This window comes from Candidatus Pantoea communis, from assembly GCF_011752685.1.
GTDB lineage: Bacteria > Pseudomonadota > Gammaproteobacteria > Enterobacterales > Enterobacteriaceae > Pantoea > Pantoea communis.
In genome coordinates this window covers 61,115-77,179 of sequence record NZ_VWXC01000014.1, presented here as the reverse complement: position 1 = coordinate 77,179, position 16,065 = coordinate 61,115, and the positions used below count along the sequence as shown (strand labels likewise).

At 51.3% G+C, this 16,065-nt stretch carries 22 protein-coding genes and 1 pseudogene; 10 read left to right on the top strand and 13 right to left on the bottom strand.

What is annotated here, in order from left to right; all coding sequences use genetic code 11:
* Window positions 1-99: 99 nt before the first annotated feature.
* The 3 genes from ycgZ to F3J37_RS18515 all read left to right on the top strand — a co-directional run bounded on the left by ycgZ (window position 100) and on the right by F3J37_RS18515 (window position 1,132).
* Complete coding sequence (ycgZ, locus tag F3J37_RS18525; protein ID WP_039328007.1) at window positions 100-342, top strand: regulatory protein YcgZ; 243 nt, start codon at window positions 100-102, stop codon at window positions 340-342.
* A gap of 104 nt (window positions 343-446) precedes the next feature.
* Window positions 447-719 carry a hypothetical protein gene (locus F3J37_RS18520; RefSeq protein ID WP_166935030.1) on the top strand — a complete coding sequence of 91 codons (273 nt, stop codon included), beginning with the start codon at window positions 447-449 and terminating at the stop codon, window positions 717-719.
* 146 nt (window positions 720-865) lie between these two features.
* Window positions 866-1,132, top strand: coding sequence for a biofilm development regulator YmgB/AriR family protein (locus F3J37_RS18515; protein ID WP_160867410.1), 267 nt, complete (start codon window positions 866-868; stop codon window positions 1,130-1,132).
* Window positions 1,133-1,348: 216 nt separating this feature from the next.
* Here F3J37_RS18515 and F3J37_RS18510 read toward each other — a convergent pair whose 3' ends face one another.
* The 3 genes from F3J37_RS18510 to F3J37_RS18500 form a co-directional block, all read right to left on the bottom strand.
* A complete protein-coding gene (locus tag F3J37_RS18510; RefSeq protein ID WP_160833581.1) occupies window positions 1,349-1,546 on the bottom strand; it encodes a hypothetical protein in 198 nt (65 codons plus the stop codon).
* A gap of 79 nt (window positions 1,547-1,625) precedes the next feature.
* Window positions 1,626-1,886, bottom strand: a complete 261-nt coding sequence (locus F3J37_RS18505; protein WP_166935028.1) for a hypothetical protein — start codon at window positions 1,884-1,886, stop codon at window positions 1,626-1,628.
* 226 nt (window positions 1,887-2,112) lie between these two features.
* On the bottom strand, window positions 2,113-2,349 hold the full coding sequence (locus tag F3J37_RS18500; protein ID WP_166935026.1) for a hypothetical protein: 237 nt from the start codon (window positions 2,347-2,349) through the stop codon (window positions 2,113-2,115).
* 240 nt (window positions 2,350-2,589) lie between these two features.
* On the opposite strand from F3J37_RS18500, the gene F3J37_RS18495 reads away from it, so the two are divergent.
* The gene (locus F3J37_RS18495; RefSeq protein WP_166935024.1) at window positions 2,590-2,889 is read left to right on the top strand and encodes a hypothetical protein; all 300 of its coding nucleotides are present in this window, start codon (window positions 2,590-2,592) and stop codon (window positions 2,887-2,889) included.
* 40 nt (window positions 2,890-2,929) lie between these two features.
* Here F3J37_RS18495 and F3J37_RS18490 read toward each other — a convergent pair whose 3' ends face one another.
* A complete protein-coding gene (locus F3J37_RS18490) occupies window positions 2,930-4,090 on the bottom strand; it encodes a diguanylate phosphodiesterase (RefSeq protein WP_166935022.1) in 1,161 nt (386 codons plus the stop codon).
* A gap of 571 nt (window positions 4,091-4,661) precedes the next feature.
* Between F3J37_RS18490 and F3J37_RS18485 the strand changes: the two genes are divergently transcribed.
* Window positions 4,662-4,922 (top strand): hypothetical protein, encoded by a 261-nt coding sequence (locus tag F3J37_RS18485; protein WP_160867415.1) that lies wholly within the window; start codon window positions 4,662-4,664, stop codon window positions 4,920-4,922.
* 958 nt (window positions 4,923-5,880) lie between these two features.
* Here the strand turns inward: F3J37_RS18485 and F3J37_RS18480 are convergent.
* The 3 genes from F3J37_RS18480 to F3J37_RS18470 form a co-directional block, all read right to left on the bottom strand.
* Window positions 5,881-6,093 (bottom strand): biofilm development regulator YmgB/AriR family protein, encoded by a 213-nt coding sequence (locus F3J37_RS18480; protein ID WP_166935020.1) that lies wholly within the window; start codon window positions 6,091-6,093, stop codon window positions 5,881-5,883.
* A 335-nt stretch (window positions 6,094-6,428) separates the two neighbouring features.
* Window positions 6,429-6,692: a hypothetical protein gene (locus F3J37_RS18475; RefSeq protein WP_166935018.1), complete on the bottom strand. Its 264-nt coding sequence runs from the start codon at window positions 6,690-6,692 to the stop codon at window positions 6,429-6,431.
* Window positions 6,693-7,276: 584 nt separating this feature from the next.
* Window positions 7,277-7,816: a VOC family protein gene (locus F3J37_RS18470; RefSeq protein ID WP_166935017.1), complete on the bottom strand. Its 540-nt coding sequence runs from the start codon at window positions 7,814-7,816 to the stop codon at window positions 7,277-7,279.
* 134 nt (window positions 7,817-7,950) lie between these two features.
* Here F3J37_RS18470 and F3J37_RS28155 point away from each other — a divergent pair, with 134 nt between their 5' ends.
* On the top strand, window positions 7,951-8,307 hold the full coding sequence (locus F3J37_RS28155) for a nuclear transport factor 2 family protein (protein WP_240154132.1): 357 nt from the start codon (window positions 7,951-7,953) through the stop codon (window positions 8,305-8,307).
* A gap of 131 nt (window positions 8,308-8,438) precedes the next feature.
* Here F3J37_RS28155 and F3J37_RS18465 read toward each other — a convergent pair whose 3' ends face one another.
* Window positions 8,439-8,849 (bottom strand): cupin domain-containing protein, encoded by a 411-nt coding sequence (locus tag F3J37_RS18465; protein WP_166935015.1) that lies wholly within the window; start codon window positions 8,847-8,849, stop codon window positions 8,439-8,441.
* Window positions 8,850-8,985: 136 nt separating this feature from the next.
* Between F3J37_RS18465 and F3J37_RS28150 the strand changes: the two are divergent.
* A pseudogene (locus F3J37_RS28150) lies at window positions 8,986-9,187 on the top strand (tyrosine-type recombinase/integrase); the annotation flags it as partial.
* Window positions 9,188-9,235: 48 nt separating this feature from the next.
* Entirely contained in the window at window positions 9,236-10,171 is a 936-nt protein-coding gene (gene ttcA, locus F3J37_RS18455; protein ID WP_166935013.1) for a tRNA 2-thiocytidine(32) synthetase TtcA, read from the top strand.
* Window positions 10,172-10,223: 52 nt separating this feature from the next.
* On the opposite strand, the gene F3J37_RS18450 is transcribed toward ttcA, so the two are convergent.
* From F3J37_RS18450 to F3J37_RS18435, 4 genes are all read right to left on the bottom strand, one after another.
* Entirely contained in the window at window positions 10,224-10,370 is a 147-nt protein-coding gene (locus F3J37_RS18450; protein ID WP_166935011.1) for a hypothetical protein, read from the bottom strand.
* Between the two features lie 306 nt (window positions 10,371-10,676).
* Window positions 10,677-11,660: a zinc transporter ZntB gene (gene zntB / locus F3J37_RS18445; protein WP_166935010.1), complete on the bottom strand. Its 984-nt coding sequence runs from the start codon at window positions 11,658-11,660 to the stop codon at window positions 10,677-10,679.
* Window positions 11,657-11,794: a hypothetical protein gene (locus F3J37_RS28145; RefSeq protein WP_166935008.1), complete on the bottom strand. Its 138-nt coding sequence runs from the start codon at window positions 11,792-11,794 to the stop codon at window positions 11,657-11,659. Before F3J37_RS28145 ends, zntB begins: the two co-directional genes overlap by 4 nt.
* Window positions 11,795-11,873: 79 nt before the next feature.
* On the bottom strand, window positions 11,874-13,493 hold the full coding sequence (locus tag F3J37_RS18435; RefSeq protein WP_166935006.1) for a peptide ABC transporter substrate-binding protein: 1,620 nt from the start codon (window positions 13,491-13,493) through the stop codon (window positions 11,874-11,876).
* 211 nt (window positions 13,494-13,704) lie between these two features.
* Between F3J37_RS18435 and mpaA the strand changes: the two genes are divergently transcribed.
* Window positions 13,705-14,418 carry a murein tripeptide amidase MpaA gene (gene mpaA / locus F3J37_RS18430; protein ID WP_166935004.1) on the top strand — a complete coding sequence of 238 codons (714 nt, stop codon included), beginning with the start codon at window positions 13,705-13,707 and terminating at the stop codon, window positions 14,416-14,418.
* Here mpaA and ycjG read toward each other — a convergent pair.
* Window positions 14,387-15,373: an L-Ala-D/L-Glu epimerase gene (ycjG, locus tag F3J37_RS18425; protein ID WP_166935002.1), complete on the bottom strand. Its 987-nt coding sequence runs from the start codon at window positions 15,371-15,373 to the stop codon at window positions 14,387-14,389. The two genes, mpaA and ycjG, sit on opposite strands and share 32 nt — an antisense overlap.
* 153 nt (window positions 15,374-15,526) lie before the next feature.
* On the opposite strand from ycjG, the gene tpx reads away from it, so the two are divergent.
* Window positions 15,527-16,030: a thiol peroxidase gene (gene tpx / locus F3J37_RS18420; RefSeq protein WP_034821364.1), complete on the top strand. Its 504-nt coding sequence runs from the start codon at window positions 15,527-15,529 to the stop codon at window positions 16,028-16,030.
* Window positions 16,031-16,065: the final 35 nt, after the last annotated feature.

Below are 16,065 nucleotides of genomic sequence, written 5' to 3'. Positions count from 1 at the left end.
AAGTTGTACAACAACACAATTGCTGTACAAGTTTGATTTAGTTGTATAACTTTACTGTCAGACAGAGCCGACTACATTTCAACCATTGAGAGGTTCACCATGCGTCAGAACGTTACGAAATTCCCGGACTCCGCCAGCGACATTGCGCATTACTTTAGCAAGGCATCGGCGCCGACCCAGCAGGAAACGCTGGGGCAGATTGTCGTTGAAATTCTGCGCGCAGGCAAGAACCTTAACCGCAAGGCCATCTGTACCAAACTGCTGCGCCGCCTTGAAGTGGCGGCGAATCAGGAAGAAGAGCGTCATTATCAAACACTAATCGGCATGCTGTTTGAACGCTGAGTTTTTTCGCTGTAAGCAGGTGATGCCCGCAGCGTGCATTCAGGACCGCCCGGAATAGTTGTCCTGCTACCCTGCCTGGAGGGCATTAACCTGAAGATGCGGGTATGAAAAATAAAGATTTAATACGCCTTGCCGATGTCGTCCTGGGTGAGGCCGTGGTAACGCTGCTGAGCATCGAAGACGGAATTAGCGCAGACAGCGTGGCTCGACAGCTCCGGGCTATGGATAGCAGTGAGACGACTCCAGACAGGCGAGAAGCTATAGCCTTGGCGCTGGGCGAGGTGCAGACTGAATTTATACAGTCCAGGGAAGGCCGTGATGCAGCAATGCTGGCATTGGGTGCCCTTAATGGATCGGGTAGTAGTACAAAGAAATAATAGCAGCCGATTAACCCAGGACGAATCTCCGTATTTTCGGAGAGTGGCAGGACGCCCGCAGGATGCGGCTACCCAAGGGGTGGCCGTTATTTATTTCAGGCTATAAGCCTGGTCACTTTAGCCCGCAGGGCCAGACGGATAACACTATGCAGCTTAATGAACAACACACCTCTACAGAAGCAAGCATCATTCAGCACTTCCGTAGCGGCGGCGACGAGCTGGCCGCAGAAACTGCCGTGCTGGACGCAGTTATCCGCGACATCGTCATACATGGTAAAAAGGTGACCAGCAAAGCGATTATACTTTATCTGATCGCCGAGCTGGAGAGCACGACAGATGTGGGTGAGCTTGACATACTGCGCAGCGCGCTGGAAATCGTGGTGGGCAAAACGCCTGACGATGAAGGTTTTTGAAACTAATTCTGCTGCGTGACGTGCGCGGCGGCCATCGCAGCCGGGGAGTCAAATCCCCCCTGCGAAGCCCACACGGAGCAGCTGATAGCGGCGGCAAGACTTACAACAATCCAGACTTTCACAGGCTTCTCCCGGCTTAAAAGTTTAACACTTCATAGTGTGGCACATCACCGTCAGTGAGCCAGGATGTATGTCAGAACAGGAGGAATCTGAAAGTCAGTGCATTTGCTCTGCCAGAAGCCTGATGGCGCGTTCGCAGCTTAGGCGCATTCCGGCAGTGCCGACCACTTCACTCATGCTGTGCAGGGCGCTGGTAATCTCGTGGAGAGTGAGGTGCTGGTCCGGCTTAAGAAGGCGAGCCACTACCGTTCCGATAACGGCGTAGATATCTTCGGCGGTGGTGTCATCATTCATATGACCTCCGTCCGTAAGGTGGATGAGTGTACAGTATAACAGAAAGGGGCAGTATCAGATACCGCAGCCCCCCATGGAGTCAGTGAAGCTTCTGCTCTGTCAATGCGGCAACCCTTTTCCCCTCTGTCTTTTCACCATTACGAACATGCATTTCCCGCCGTACTTCTTCAATAGCGCGTAGACCTGCGCGAATCCGATCTTCGTCCGTTTCAATTTCAATGGCCGATCGTAAGCGATCCGTCAGGGCCGCCCAGCTAATGGCCACGTCCTCATCCAGCAGCGCCGTGACGGCTTCGCCAAGCATAATGTCGGCCATTTTATCTTCAAAATCATTTTTCATGGGGTTATCCGGCAGTAGGTTTTGGGCGCAGAGCTTAGCACAGTGCAGCTGGCCCGAACATGAACGGGAAGGATACCTTTAGAAAACATTTACGCGGCGGTGTTAACACGCGTCACGTCAGGGGAGTCCAGCAGAGCTAAGCTGTGCTGAAGGTACCTTACTCCAGCGCCGGTAATTTCTTTCTGCGGCCGCGCTGCTTTGCTATTGTCGATAAGGCTGCCGCCACCTATGAAGGCTTTTCAAGGCGATACAGCCAGACGTCGCCCCGCTCCGCCAGGCTTGCCGGCCAGATCATAGCCGCGTTCCCGTCCTCAACGTAAAGCTCGCCCAGCGGTTGCACCACGGCCCAGGGGGCACCAAGCATACGCCGCAGTTGCAGGATCTCCAGCGCCATGGCCACAGCTTCCGCTTCATAGCTGCCCTGATTTTCTGCGATTTGATTCAAACGATCTTCACTGAGCATTACTGACTCCCCTCTCAGTTATTCCCTTTTGCACTGATAGCCCGCCAGCGGATTGCCGGATACGCACCTCAGGTTCATGCTTTAGACGTCTGCGGTGCTGGTAAGTCTTTTAACCCGCTGCCTTTACGAAATTTTTACGAATAATAATGTGCCGTTAGCTTGCAGAGTCCGCAACCAGTTCTACGCTGGGCAGACCAGTGAAAAAAGTCTTCCAACTCTAAAATAACAAAGGTGAAAAAGATGATTCTAAGTGAGTTTATGCTGAGGTTAAACCGCTGGCCTCGCATGCATTTCACAGCAATTGAAAGCGAGCAACGTGATACCGGTATTGAGATATATGCCATCGACTGCACAAACCAAACCAAAAGCCGGCTGCTTATTTATCGCACCCCCGACACACAACACGCTTCCGCAATGATGACGCATTTCATTAGCTGGCTTGAAAAAGCGAATCGTGGCAGAACTTTGCGGTATGAGAAGGCACAAATACCGGCTGTCATGGCCGAGCAGCCAGCAACCAACCTCACCGCAACCTCCTAATCCTGTTGGGCCCGCTTTGGGCCCTTTTCTTTCCTGTATCTCAAACAGCCTCTCGGGTCTCCGGCCAGGCAACGACCGCGCCTTTTGCAGTGAATAGCTCACCCTGGAAATCAGTGACACCAGCCGCCTCCAGCCACATCCACTCCTCAGGCTGTTCGATACCCGCTGCAATGACGTTTATCTCCAGAGCTGAACAACAGCGAAGCACCGCGTGTACCACCGCCTGACGGGGACCGCTGCGGTGAATATTGCGCACGATCGCTGCGCCGATGCGCACGCGGTCCGGCTGGACGTGCGCCAGCAGAGACAGTCCTGCCGAACCGTCACCAAAGTTGTCGATAGAGATACTGATACCGGCTTGCTTCAGTTGGCGTACCGCCTGAGTGAATGATTCCAGCTGAGAGATAACCTCTGTTTCACTGACGCCGAGTATTATTTGCTGCGGCACCAGCTCAGCACGGTCAATTGCGTTAATGAGCCGGCTAACGGCATCCGGAAGATTAACCAGCGTCATGGGCAATATGCTGACGTACAGCATGATGTCGTCGGGACACGATCTGCCTGCCTTGTTCAGCGCCTCTGTGACGACGCTTAGGTTATACGCATACAGCGACTCGCCGGTCAGTCCATCCGGGGCTTCATCGGGTATGGCCTCGATGGCTGTGATCTCACGACCCAGAGGATCAACCACCGGGCGGAAGGTGACGCCCACCGCCGGGAACGGGGGACCGTTCTCATCCGGTACAAAGTCCCAGTAGTCAGCGGGCAAAACCTCGAAGTAGTTTTCTTTCTCACGGGCTTCCACGAAGGTACGTAAGAACTGCAGGCCCCGATCGTCGTATGTCAGACGATATTTAGACGTGCCGCGGTCAAGCACCGCCTGCAGCACACTGCCACTGTCATGGTGGCGCAGGTCAAACAGCTCCATTCCATGGTTGCCGAAGCGGCGCGACGGTGAGTAGTCGCGCATCAGCTCAACCACATTGTGGTGACGCCGGTCGGCGCAGATACGACCATAAATGTACAGTACGCCCTCCTCCGGGCCCTCAAGAATCTGGAAGAAGTGCGTGCCGTTAAAGAGCAAGATCCCCGTAACCTGATGACGGGCGTTGAGCAGGCTGGCTCTCTCCACCATACTCGGCAGGATGCTTATGGGTACCTCATCGGCAAGATGGCTTCGGTAAATAATTGTTGTAAGCATTTCTGGCTCCCTATTACCGCAGATTGTCACGGGCACCATAGCAGTTGGCTGACCATTCTCAAACCGGACCGGTAGTCACTCTCACCGCACCGCGACTTAAACGACGTAGACATCATTAAGCCTTTTTGTCCTCAACACAGGTATTAATTCATGCGGGTGCCGCGCTTCACAAAGCCAGTACGCATAGTAGCGAAGCATTTGTACGCAAAGTAAAACCTTTCGATTTGAGCGCCTCCTGCATGCGTTTACCCAAATCCTTATCAACAGTACTCAACCTGCGCGCCGCGAAAGGCTCAAGGTTACGAGCAGCACACGCCCACATTCACGCATGCAAAACCTGACGGATTGAACAGCCTGATTTAATTGTCAGAAAATAAATTCATCCGGCCACGGTTAATTCTTCGTGGATTACTTAAGTGGATTTTTTTTGCATAAAGGGCCCAATAAACTCAGCAATTGATACAAATTATTACGAATTCAGCTTTTTTCAGAATAACCTACGGGCACTTTCACCATCTGCGACTACAGTGTGACGTGAGGCTGTCATCAACGTGAAACGGAGGTAGTTAATTTGTCTAATCATCACGACGGGAAAGGGCACGTCATTATTGGCGAAGCGGCATTAAGTCTTGCGCTGGGTGAAAAAGAAATAAGCGTGCATTCGCTTATTTCTGAGCTTGGACGCATGGCACAAGCCGGCGGCAGCGATAAAAGGCTCACGGAAATTTCGGAAGCCAGAAGCTGGCTGAAGAGCTTCAATGAGCCTGAACAGGCTGTCCGGTATCTGCCGTACCTGCAGACTTTTGCAGACCTGAACGACGAGAAGAACTGACGCCAAAGGACGTAGTCCGGCTCTGGCCGGAAGACGACGATGAAGATGACCTCACCGGTCTCGCCCAGGCGTGCACCGGCCGGAGAACCTGTCAGGGACGACACCCTCCGGTAGTACCGGCTTAAATCGCTTCAAAAATGAATTTCACTACCTGACATCCCAGCATACAGTATCTCTTTTAACCAGAAGGAAACACGTATGTCCCAGTTTTATTACCTTCTCAATGCAGGACAGCATTACCAGTTACACGCCAGAGGATGCGTATGCCTGGAAGATCATCCGGAGCGTCAATTTATGGGGTCTGCCCTCACCTATAGGCACGCCTATCAGATTGCATCGCAACGTATGAATGTTTGGGCCTCCATCTGTCGTCTGTGCATCGATGACAGCATGTCCGATACGCGGGACTCTACGCTCACACTTCATGCGCGATGAACTTTTTTAATCCTAAGTCACATTACGGATAATGATTCACACTCAGTAAAGTAACGCAGCTAAACTTAATGTCATCTATTTAAAGGTGACGGGAAGAACTATGTCAGAACATTTTATTCATGATGTAGCTATACCGCTGCCAGGTCATGAAGACGAAGCACCTGGCGGCAATCACGATATTCCACCTGACCGGAAATCCCTTTACTGATTGAACTGCTATCAGACTGTTTTTTTCCGCGCCTGTTTATCAGCACCGCTTATCGCGATACACTGTATATATCCCCAATAAGCGGAGCGCATCTGAAAAACGGAAATGAAATAGAGGACCTTATGCACCAGGCTGTGGCTGTCGCGCTGAAGCAATTGCTGCGTCGCAGCGGGACCGTACATGTGCATGAACTCATCGCTGCCCTCTGGCGCCTGAAGGAGTCCGCCCCGGACAAAATAATGCGCGACTCCTGTGAGCGGGCTATCAGGTTACTGGCAAAAAAACTCAACTGAAATTATGCGGCGCCAGCCGCTTTCAGACACCGGGATCGTCCGGCGTATATCCCACGATCAACTGGAGCAGAACGCGCAGGATTTCCTGCCTTTCGGCGTTATTTTCAACCATGAGCTGATTCATGATATGCCGCATAATGGTTTTGTTATTCACCGGTGCCCCTATATAAATAAGGTTGTGGATAATGTCGTACAGCGTTTCTTTCTGTAATGCATAACGGTCACCTTTAACCATAAGGCATGCCTGTATGTGTGCAACCGTATTGGTTTCTCTCATGCTGTGATGATCCCTGAATGCTCGCGCGATTCGCGTTGGTTTAAATTGCGCATTGGCTGGATTAAAGGTTGAAGATTATAGTCCTGCAGTCATAAATACTGCCGCTATAGTGAAGTATATGACAGTAAATGTATTGCGGAGCGAGCAAGCGCAGATTCAGAAAAAGCAGCTATTTGGGTAATTAAAACCCTGGCACTGACACATACGAAAGCGACAGGCATTACCTTACCTGCCGCCACAGTATGTGGTTATTTTAAGTCATCGTCATCTGCCATCAAGCGTAAGGTACTTTCCTATGATGCAGTGCCTGAATGGCCTGCATCTGGTAAAAGCCAACTATCTTCACCAGTAGATTTAGCGCTAATACTACGGTGTCCTCGCAACCACTTGATGGCTTCCCTGATTGACAGCTCTCTTGAGTGACTACTGTCTGCCTTAAGCATCGCGGCCAATTCAGAGATAAGCGCATCGACGGTTATATCCTGTTCACGCACGGCTAGATTGACTGCTGCTTCACCAATAATTGCGTGACCGGTCATGTCTTCGCTGTACAACACGTTTGTACCTCGCTTATGAATTAGAGAACATTGCTTACTACCATGTTATTATAGCATTAACCTCGCCCGGCCATATTATTTACCCGATAGGTTATGCCTATTTGAATATGTAACTCAATGAAGGAACTTTTCTCAACCTCTCTAAACAATTGAAATATTTTAATTACCTTGCAGCACGTAACAATCTCATCATTTATTTATAATAATGGTAGATAAGAGGTGACTTAGAGTTTTCTATTGTTTAACTCTCACTTATGACGTTAAGGGATCGAAATTTCTCAACGCTTATGTAAACGACTTAATTAAATTCCTGGCATCATTAATGATTAGGTGACTAATCTAATAAAGTATTAACTAGCATAAGTAAAAGCAAGTTAATAACGAGATGTAATAGCAATGTGAGTCAGTAAACTGTTTGATCTGAGCATCACTCAGAAGGGACATCTGATGATGAAAGTAAGAGGGGCTAGCTACATAGCTGACACAGTGCGTAAGTCAGCTATGGTTAAGTGTTTGCCAGTTTTAAGACACGTGCTGCGTGAATGGGCGCAGGTTTAGCTAAGCACCCTTACCTGAGATGATGACTACGGCGCAGGTATCCATGTCTCTGCTTCGCTATCATCGGGATAATAGTAACCATTCGGTATTGATTGAAGTTCAATCAGGCTGCCCCACGGAGCCTGAAAGTATACGCTAGCATTATTTTCGGTATCTTCATGACGGGAGTTACCATGTATTTCTGAAAGAAGCCTTCCTCCCGCTGCCCTGACCCTTTCCACCGCATAATTTATATCGTCCACATAAAGAGAGATGTGATTCCAGCCAATATCCTGCAGCCTTACAGGTTGCTCCTGTTCTTCACTTTTTATCTCAAAAAGCTCGAGATTTGGACCATTACCAATCCGTAGCAAGCGCTGCTTGATAATCAATGACCCGGAGCTTAAGCCTAATTGTTTCTCTGTATCTGCTCCCTGTCGTGGATGATCATGCTCTGTTAGGCCGTTATAGACAAATTTCGCGTCCAGCGCCTTCTGTAAAAATTCAGTTGCCTGTTGCAGGTCGGGAACGGTAAGCCCTACATGGTTTATGCCCCTGGTTGGCGCGCGCGTCGGTATATTTTCCATACATATCCTCCAGTTAGAACTATGATAACTTCTACAAAGAGTAGTACTTTTCTGCCCAATGAGCGGCGCCATAACTCATTGACACCCTTTCAATGCAAAAAAACGTCCTGTCAGATCATTAAGGGTTAATTACAATGCTCCTTGAAAAGCTCATGTTGCTTGAATGCAGCCTTCACGGTGACAAACGCAACGACCGGGATTGGCTCGAGCATCTTCTTCATCCTGAATTCCGTGAGATTACACGTTCAGGCATGATGGTCGATCGCTCAGACACGATCATGTCGCTATTGAGCGAGAAAACTGCAAGTCCAATAATAAGCAGCAATTTCCGGCTAACCGAAATAAATGAAAGTTGCGCAATACTTCTTTACCGTACGTCTGATGCTGACGGGAGCCGACCTGCATTACGTTCCTCTCACTGGCTGCTTTCGAAAGAGAGTCAGTGGTCTCTGGTTTTCCATCAGGGTACGCCTGTACCGACGCGTGCTTAGCTAATTAGCCGCACTATTGTTTTCAGGTGTGATGCCCGGCAAATTCGAATATGAAATGAGTTCGACGGGTCGGTGCAACACAACCCTCACCAAAATGGACGGCAAAATTCTGAGTACTGTGGTCTTTTAAATCAGGCGTGGTATTCAGGTTTCTCTCCAGGAAGAGGTTCTGAAAGCTCCTGACTTTCAACTCCTGCGTAAAAAATTACCAGTTCAGCCCCCTGTTCAGACGTATACCCGCGGTGTGCGCTATTTACCGTTTCATTGATCGCCTCACCCGCATTAACGCGATATGTGGCGCCTGTATTCATGTCTTCAATTGTCAACTGTCCCGACAGGACGTATGCCGTGTTAGGCATGGCATGTGTGTGCCAGGGCAGCTCGCTATCAGGAGGTAAAGACATGCGCATTACCGAAATGAGTGGCTTGCCTTTGGAATACGCTTCATAAGGCTGCTTATTCCATGCTGTCCCACTCTGAAGAATAAGTTTATGTTCGATCTTATCCGAACCTTTATTTGGGGTCAGCTCTGGATTTGCCATTGTCTATCCTTCTAATTGTGTATTTTCATGTTTTCAGACAAAAGTTTAGCAGAAGCAGAAAGATTGCTTTTTAAGCTCAACGCCAAAACAGCTCCAGAGCCGGACGTTGAAAATTCAAATTAATAATCAGATTGGAGCTGGAATTCGTCGCCGTAATCCGTACCATACGCGACATACTTTTGCCTGCTGGCTTTTTGTCGGCTGGCGCCAACCCGTCATTCATAGCGAATCAGATGGGGCATGAAAACGCGTAGATGGTATATGAAATCTACGCGACATGGATTGAAGAGATGAATGGCGAGCAGGTTGACATGCTCAACAGCAAACTGGCTATCTGATAACAGTTGCCCCCTGTATGCCCCTTTTGGTTTCCGAGACAGTAAATAATGCATGATAATCAAGAAGTAACAAAAAAAGAGCAGTACAACCTGAACAAGCTTCAGAAGCGTCTGCGTCGTAACGTGGGCGAGGCCATTGCTGATTTCAACATGATTGAAGAAGGCGATCGCATCATGGTCTGCCTGTCTGGCGGTAAAGACAGCTACACCATGCTGGAAATTTTGCGCAGTTTGCAGAAGAGCGCGCCGGTGAACTTCTCACTGGTGGCGGTCAACCTCGACCAAAAACAGCCAGGATTCCCGGCGCATATTCTCCCCGCGTATCTGGAAGAACAGGGTGTCGAGTATAAAATCGTTGACGAAGATACTTACTCGATCGTTAAAGAGAAGATTCCGGAAGGCAAGACCACCTGTTCGCTCTGTTCACGTCTGCGTCGCGGGATCCTTTACCGCACCGCCACTGAACTGGGCTGTACTAAGATTGCGCTGGGCCATCATCGCGACGATATCCTGCAGACCCTGTTCCTGAACATGTTCTACGGCGGCAAAATGAAAGGTATGCCACCAAAGCTGATGAGTGACGATGGCAAACATATCGTCATTCGTCCGCTGGCCTATTGCCGCGAAAAAGACATCATCCGCTTCGCTGAAGCGCGCCAGTATCCGATTATTCCGTGCAATCTGTGCGGTTCACAGCCGAACCTGCAGCGTCAGGTCGTCGCGGATATGCTGCGTGACTGGGATAAACGCTATCCTGGCCGTATCGAAACCATGTTCAGTGCGATGCAGAACATTGTGCCTTCGCACATGGCGGACATTAATTTGTTCGACTTTAAAGGCATTCAGCACGGCGATGAAGTGGTCGATGGCGGCGATATTGGCTTTGATCGCGAAACATTGCCGGTGAAACCTGCGGGCTGGCAGCCGGACGAAGAAGACGCGCCGGAAATGAGCGTGCGACTGGATGTGTTAGAAATTAAGTAATTCGCAGACGATTCTCATTAAGGCGCAGCGCTTCGGCTCTGCGCCTTTTTTATTACCGGTGAGGTGGCGGATCGATGATCGGTGGAAACTCGGGATCGTAGGGAGGATCGGGTTCCGGAATGGGCTGCGGATGAGGAATCGGTTCTGGAATCGGTGGCGGATCGGTTGGAATGGGATCGCTGGCAATGAGTTCTAGCATGCCCTGCTCCTTATCGCTGAATGTCCTTTAAGCATAGGAAAGGAAACACAGCCAAGCCAAGCGGGCAAAAAAAAGCCGGCGGATTAGCCGGCGTTGTACGAATCAAATGTGCTATGCAGTAATTCTAAAAAAGGAAGTAAGACAATATGGAGCGCAACGCCCATCGCTTGACGTTGCATTCACCTGCGAGAGAGAGTTTGCCCCTGTTAGGCGATCCACTTATTGATATCGATCAGGTTTTTCCCGCTTTTTTGCTTACAGCACCTTATTTAACAGCGGGTTAACGCTTATAACCTGAGCCTTACATTACAACCAGTTGCGTCGTTTGAGCCATATCGCCACGCCCACCACCATCACCAGCAGTAGTACGCAGAACGCGGTGAAGCCCAGCGGCCAACTACCACCCGGAATACCGCCAAGGTTGACGCCAAATAAACCGGTCAGGAAGGTCGCAGGCAGGAAAATCATCGCCATCAGCGACATGGTATAGGTGCGGCGGTTCATCGACTCTGCCAGTAAAGACGCGATTTCATCGGCCAAAATCCCGGTACGCGCTACGCCTGCATTGAGGTCATCCAGTCCGCGTCCCAGACGATCGGCCACGTCCTGCATACGACGACGGTCGTCATCATTCATCCACGGCAGTTTTTCACTCGCCAGACGGGCATATACATCACGCTGTGGCGCCATATAACGACGCATCACGATCAGTTGCTTACGCAGCAGCGCTAACTCGCCGCGTGCCGGGACCTGCTGATCCATCAACGCATCTTCCAGCTCGATAATTTTGTCGTGCATCTCTTCGATAAATTCGCTGGCGTGATCGGTGAGCGCATCGCAAACATCCACCAGCCAGCTACCGCCATCCACCGGGCCGTTACCGTTTTGCAAATCAGCCAGCACTTCGTCAATGGCATACACTTTGCGGCGACGCGTGGAGACGATCACTTTGTCGTTGATAAACACGCGCATGGCGACGAGTTGATCCGGTCGTGAATCGGCGTTGTGATTGACGCTGCGCAGCACAATCATAAAACCGTCGCCCAGGCGCGCGACGCGTGGGCGCATGCTGTCGCCCGCTAACGCATCACGAACGGAATCGGGGATCAGCGGGGTATTTTGCAGCCACTCGGCACTTTGCCGTTGGGTGTAGTTCAGATGCAGCCAGCACGGACGCTCACAGTTGATGACATCTTTATCTTCAATCGGGATAACCCCGCCTTTGCCGTCGAGCTGGCAGGAGATAATGGCATCCGAAACTTTTAACGCTTTTCCTTCAATGACGTTCACTGACTCGCCTCACTTTCAAAATCAATACGATACAGTCTAGCGTGGCGCAGACGAGTTGCAATCATCAGGCTGTGAGCAAAGATGACAAGATAAAGGTGAGCATCCGCAGAAAGCGAGAGCGGCAACATCGTCATTGGATGCGTCTCCTTAATCCGTTGCTCCGGTTATGGAGACGCACACAATCACACCACTCTGCTGATTAGCGTCGTCATATCAGTGCTTTTCGATCCACAGTTCGCGGCTGTAGGCGACATCTTCGGGATTGGTGATCGGATAACCTTTGACCCACGGTTTGATCAGTCGCCCGTTGGTATATTGGTAGATCGGGGCGATCGGTGCCTGATCGGCAATGATCTGCTCCGCTTTGTTGTAGTCGGTATTGCGTGCAGCCACGCTGGTTTCCATGCTGGCTTTGGTCAGCACCGCATCATAATCCGCGCTGTGGAAACGGGCGATATTGCCGGTGTGTGTTGAGGTCAGCAAACTCAGGAAAGTGGAAGGTTCATTGTAATCCCCGACCCATGACGCGCGAATCACGTCAAAGTTACCGCTGTTGCGGCTGTCGATGTAGGTTTTCCACTCCTGGTTTTGCAGCGTAACGTCCACTCCAAGGTTCTTTTTCCACATCGACGCCACGGCGATGGCGATCTTCTGATGGCTTTCCGAGGTGTTATACAGCAGCGTCAAATGCAGCGGTTTGCCAGGACCGTAACCCGCTGACGTCAGCAGCGCTTTTGCCTGTGCATTCAATTCCTGCTGGCTGTGCTGTTGCAGATAACTTTGCTGTGGTGTAAATCCTGCGGTGACATCCGGTGTAAAGTGCCAGGCCGGTTTCTCCCCGGTACCCAACACTTTCTCGGCGATAATGCGGCGATCGATACTCCATGACAGCGCTTTACGCACGCGCACATCGGCGGTCGGGCCCTTTTCGGTGTTAAAGGCGTAATAGTAGGTGCCCAACTGATCGGGTGTATACACCTGTCCCGGTAGCTCTTTTTTCAGCAGCGCATACATATTTTTCGGGAAAGATTCGGTGATATCGATATCGCCCGCGCGGTAACGTTTGGTGGCGCTGGACTCTTCATTGATGGGGATAAAGGTCACTTTGGTGAGTACGGAATGGCTGTTGTCCCAGTAGTGTTGATTGCGCACCAACACAATTTTTTCGTTCACCACGCGATCCTGCAATTGATAGGCGCCGTTGCCCACCAGTTTACCAGGCGACGTCCAGCTATCAGGATTTTGCTCAATCACCTTCTGCGATACCGGATACATCGCGGCATTCGCCACCATGCTCGGGAACCACGGCACCGGGCGTGACAATGTCACCTTCAAATGAGTGGCATCGGTGGCTTTGACACCCAACTTATCAGCGCTCATTTGCCCTTTAGTGATGGCATCCGCGTTTTCGATACCGCTCAGCGCGGCAAACCACGCAAAGGGAGAACTGTTTTTCGGCTCCACCAGGCGCTGCCAGCTATAAACGAAGTCCTGCGCTGTGACCGGTTCGCCATTTGACCAGCGCGCATCTTTGCGCAGCGTGAAAATCCAGGTTTTGTTGTCATTGCTGTGCCAGCTTTCAGCCACGCCCGGCACGATTTTGCCGTGTGCGTCCTGATTGGTCAGCCCTTCGAACAAATCGCGCATCACCTGAATTTCTGGCAGACCCACGGCTTTCATGGGATCCAGAGAAGCGGGTTCGTCTTTGATATGGCGAACAATTTCCTGAGTCGGCGCTAACTGTGCGCCCGTTGGCACATTAGCAGCAAACACCGGTGAGAAAACACCAGCAATCATTACGGCGGCCAGCGTCTTGCGGAAAGTTAATGTCATCACCACTCCTTTACCCAAAAAAATGGCGACTGCGAAGAGGTCTGCGTCGCCAGCGTATTTAGTGACTCTATCGCAAATTGCTGATTGATATATAGCTATTTCCCTGTCTGCTGTTTACCGTTATGTTGAGGCTGAATTGTCGGTCACATTTTTTAATCCTGAAGCGCCTTGCTATCCATGCGCTCATTGCACGATTTCAGAGAGGAATGTCATGTCGTCACATCATCCCCGCCCGCTGCGCGGCAAACTCGACGCGGTCTGGCAACAATATGGGCAATCGGTACTCGGCGCACCGCTGCTGTGGTTCCCGGCCCCGGCGGCCGATGCCGACAGTGGGTTGATCATTGCCGGCACGCACGGTGATGAAAATGCCGCCGTCGCGACCTTATCCGGTGCGATGCGCACGCTGCCGGAGCCACTGCGCCGCCATCATGTGGTGCTGGCGGTGAATCCGGATGGTTGCCAGTTGGGCCTGCGTGCCAATGCCAACGGTGTCGATCTCAATCGCAATTTCCCGGCCGCCAACTGGCAAAATGGCGACACGGTGTATCGCTGGAACAGTGCGGCTGATGAGCGTGATGTGGTGCTGTCAACGGGCAGCAGCCCCGCTTCCGAGCCGGAAACGCGCGCGCTTTGTCAGCTGATCCACCAAATCAAGCCGCGCTGGGTGGTGTCCTGGCATGAGCCTCTGGCCTGCATTGACGATCCACACCACAGCCACCTTGCGCAGTGGCTGGCAGAACAAACGCAATTACCGGTGGTGAGCAGCGTGGGCTATGCCACGCCGGGATCATTTGGCAGCTGGTGCGACGATCTCGGCTTGTTGTGCATAACCGCCGAGATGCCGCCCATTTCAGTGGATGAAGCGACTGAAGTGTACCTTGTTGCGATGATTAACCTGCTGCGCTGGCAGCCGCAGGCTTAAGCACGCCGTGTGAAAAATGCAGCGACGGCTCAACATCGGCAGCCAGCCAGGTTGGGCCGTCAAGATCGGCGAATTTTGCAATCGGTGTCAGCGGTAACGCCGCGCGGATTGCCCTTGAAGTACACAGCATACAGCCGAGCATCACTGCAAACCCTTGCTGACGCGCCTCATTTGCCAGCGCCAGGGCTTCCGTCAATCCACCGGTTTTATCCAGCTTGATGTTCACCATCTCATAGCGCCCTTTCAACTGCGCCAGATTCTCCCGGGTGTGACAACTCTCATCCGCACAGATAGGAAGTGGGTGGACAAAGTTCGCCAGTGCGGCATCTTCGGCTGCCGGAAGCGGTTGTTCGAGCATCGCAATGTTTAAATCTGCCAGTAGCTGACAGCGTGCCGCCAGTCCCTCTGCCTGCCAGGACTCATTGGCATCCACAATTAACGTCGCTTCCGGTACGGCACTGCGAATCGCCACCAGACGTTCACTGATCAAATGATGATCGAGTTTGATCTTCAGCAAACGCGCACCATGTTGCCACAACGCTAACGCGCTGCTGGCCATCGCTTCCGGTGTATCGATACTCACCGTATGCGCAGTAATGATTTCCTCTGCCAACTCAACACCGCACAGCGCCTGCAAACTTTTATTCTGTTGCTGGCGTTCCAGATCCCATAAGGCACAATCAAGCGCATTCCGCGCGGCACCGGCCGCTAATGCCTGTTGCAACTCCGCTCGCGTCATACCATTTTGTATCGCAGGCAACTGCGTGGCAATTTGTTGCAGCACCGAGTCTTCACTTTCGCCATAGCGTGCGTAAGGAGTCGCTTCACCTACCCCTTTCAGGCCGTCCTGTTCAATCTCGACCACCACAACATGCGCTTCCGTCCTGCTGCCGCGTGAAATAACAAACGGCGAATGTAACGGCCAGGCCTCTGGATAACTCTTCACTGTTCTCATTAATTCTCCTTAAATCCGTGGCTTAATTGCGATGTGCTTCTGCTATCGCGACGAAATGCGCTCGTAAACCCTTCAAAATTATGTCATAAACAAACGCTATATCTGCTCTGGCAGGCTTAATGCCAGACTTTTTCATCGCTAAAAGGAAATCGTATGTCTCAGAATGTTCACTTTCAGGGCAATCCGGTCCCGGTTGCAGGTCACTTCCCGCAGGCTGGCGAACAGGCAAAAGCTTTCTCTCTGGTCGCAAAGGACCTGAGTGACGTCTCCCTTTCTCAGTATGCAGGTAAACGCAAAGTTCTGAACATTTTCCCAAGTATTGATACCGGCGTGTGCGCGGCATCAGTGCGCAAGTTCAACGAGCGTTCTGGCGAATCCAGCAACACTGTGGTGCTGTGCATCTCTGCCGATCTGCCGTTTGCCCAGTCTCGTTTCTGCGGTGCAGAAAACGTGAGCAACGTGGTGACCCTGTCTGCGCTGCGCGGTGCGGAGTTCAAAGAAGATTACGGTGTGGCGATTGCTGATGGCCCACTGAAAGGCCTGACTGCCCGTGCAGTAGTGGTACTGGATGAAAACGACAAAGTGATTTACAGCGAATTGGTGAACGAAATCACCGAAGAGCCAAACTATGATGCGGCACTGGCTGCACTGAAGTAAGCATTAATATGATGTGATAAGGGCGCACTTTATAA

Bases quoted from the DNA above. Each gene is read 5' to 3' on its own strand.
- F3J37_RS18465 (WP_166935015.1), bottom strand. From the start codon at position 8,849: ATGGCAAATCCAGAGCTGACCCCAAATAAAGGTTCGGATAAGATCGAA.
- F3J37_RS18495 (WP_166935024.1), top strand. From the start codon at position 2,590: ATGATTCTAAGTGAGTTTATGCTGAGGTTAAACCGCTGGCCTCGCATG.
- F3J37_RS18435 (WP_166935006.1), bottom strand. From the start codon at position 13,493: ATGACATTAACTTTCCGCAAGACGCTGGCCGCCGTAATGATTGCTGGT.
- mpaA (WP_166935004.1), top strand. From the start codon at position 13,705: ATGTCGTCACATCATCCCCGCCCGCTGCGCGGCAAACTCGACGCGGTC.
- F3J37_RS18470 (WP_166935017.1), bottom strand. From the start codon at position 7,816: ATGGAAAATATACCGACGCGCGCGCCAACCAGGGGCATAAACCATGTA.
- F3J37_RS18510 (WP_160833581.1), bottom strand. From the start codon at position 1,546: ATGAATGATGACACCACCGCCGAAGATATCTACGCCGTTATCGGAACG.
- ttcA (WP_166935013.1), top strand. From the start codon at position 9,236: ATGCATGATAATCAAGAAGTAACAAAAAAAGAGCAGTACAACCTGAAC.
- F3J37_RS28155 (WP_240154132.1), top strand. From the start codon at position 7,951: ATGCTCCTTGAAAAGCTCATGTTGCTTGAATGCAGCCTTCACGGTGAC.
- tpx (WP_034821364.1), top strand. From the start codon at position 15,527: ATGTCTCAGAATGTTCACTTTCAGGGCAATCCGGTCCCGGTTGCAGGT.
- F3J37_RS18450 (WP_166935011.1), bottom strand. From the start codon at position 10,370: ATGCTAGAACTCATTGCCAGCGATCCCATTCCAACCGATCCGCCACCG.
- ycjG (WP_166935002.1), bottom strand. From the start codon at position 15,373: ATGAGAACAGTGAAGAGTTATCCAGAGGCCTGGCCGTTACATTCGCCG.
- F3J37_RS28145 (WP_166935008.1), bottom strand. From the start codon at position 11,794: ATGACGATGTTGCCGCTCTCGCTTTCTGCGGATGCTCACCTTTATCTT.
- F3J37_RS18515 (WP_160867410.1), top strand. From the start codon at position 866: ATGCAGCTTAATGAACAACACACCTCTACAGAAGCAAGCATCATTCAG.
- F3J37_RS18480 (WP_166935020.1), bottom strand. From the start codon at position 6,093: ATGGTTAAAGGTGACCGTTATGCATTACAGAAAGAAACGCTGTACGAC.
- F3J37_RS18505 (WP_166935028.1), bottom strand. From the start codon at position 1,886: ATGAAAAATGATTTTGAAGATAAAATGGCCGACATTATGCTTGGCGAA.
- ycgZ (WP_039328007.1), top strand. From the start codon at position 100: ATGCGTCAGAACGTTACGAAATTCCCGGACTCCGCCAGCGACATTGCG.
- F3J37_RS18520 (WP_166935030.1), top strand. From the start codon at position 447: ATGAAAAATAAAGATTTAATACGCCTTGCCGATGTCGTCCTGGGTGAG.
- F3J37_RS18490 (WP_166935022.1), bottom strand. From the start codon at position 4,090: ATGCTTACAACAATTATTTACCGAAGCCATCTTGCCGATGAGGTACCC.
- F3J37_RS18500 (WP_166935026.1), bottom strand. From the start codon at position 2,349: ATGCTCAGTGAAGATCGTTTGAATCAAATCGCAGAAAATCAGGGCAGC.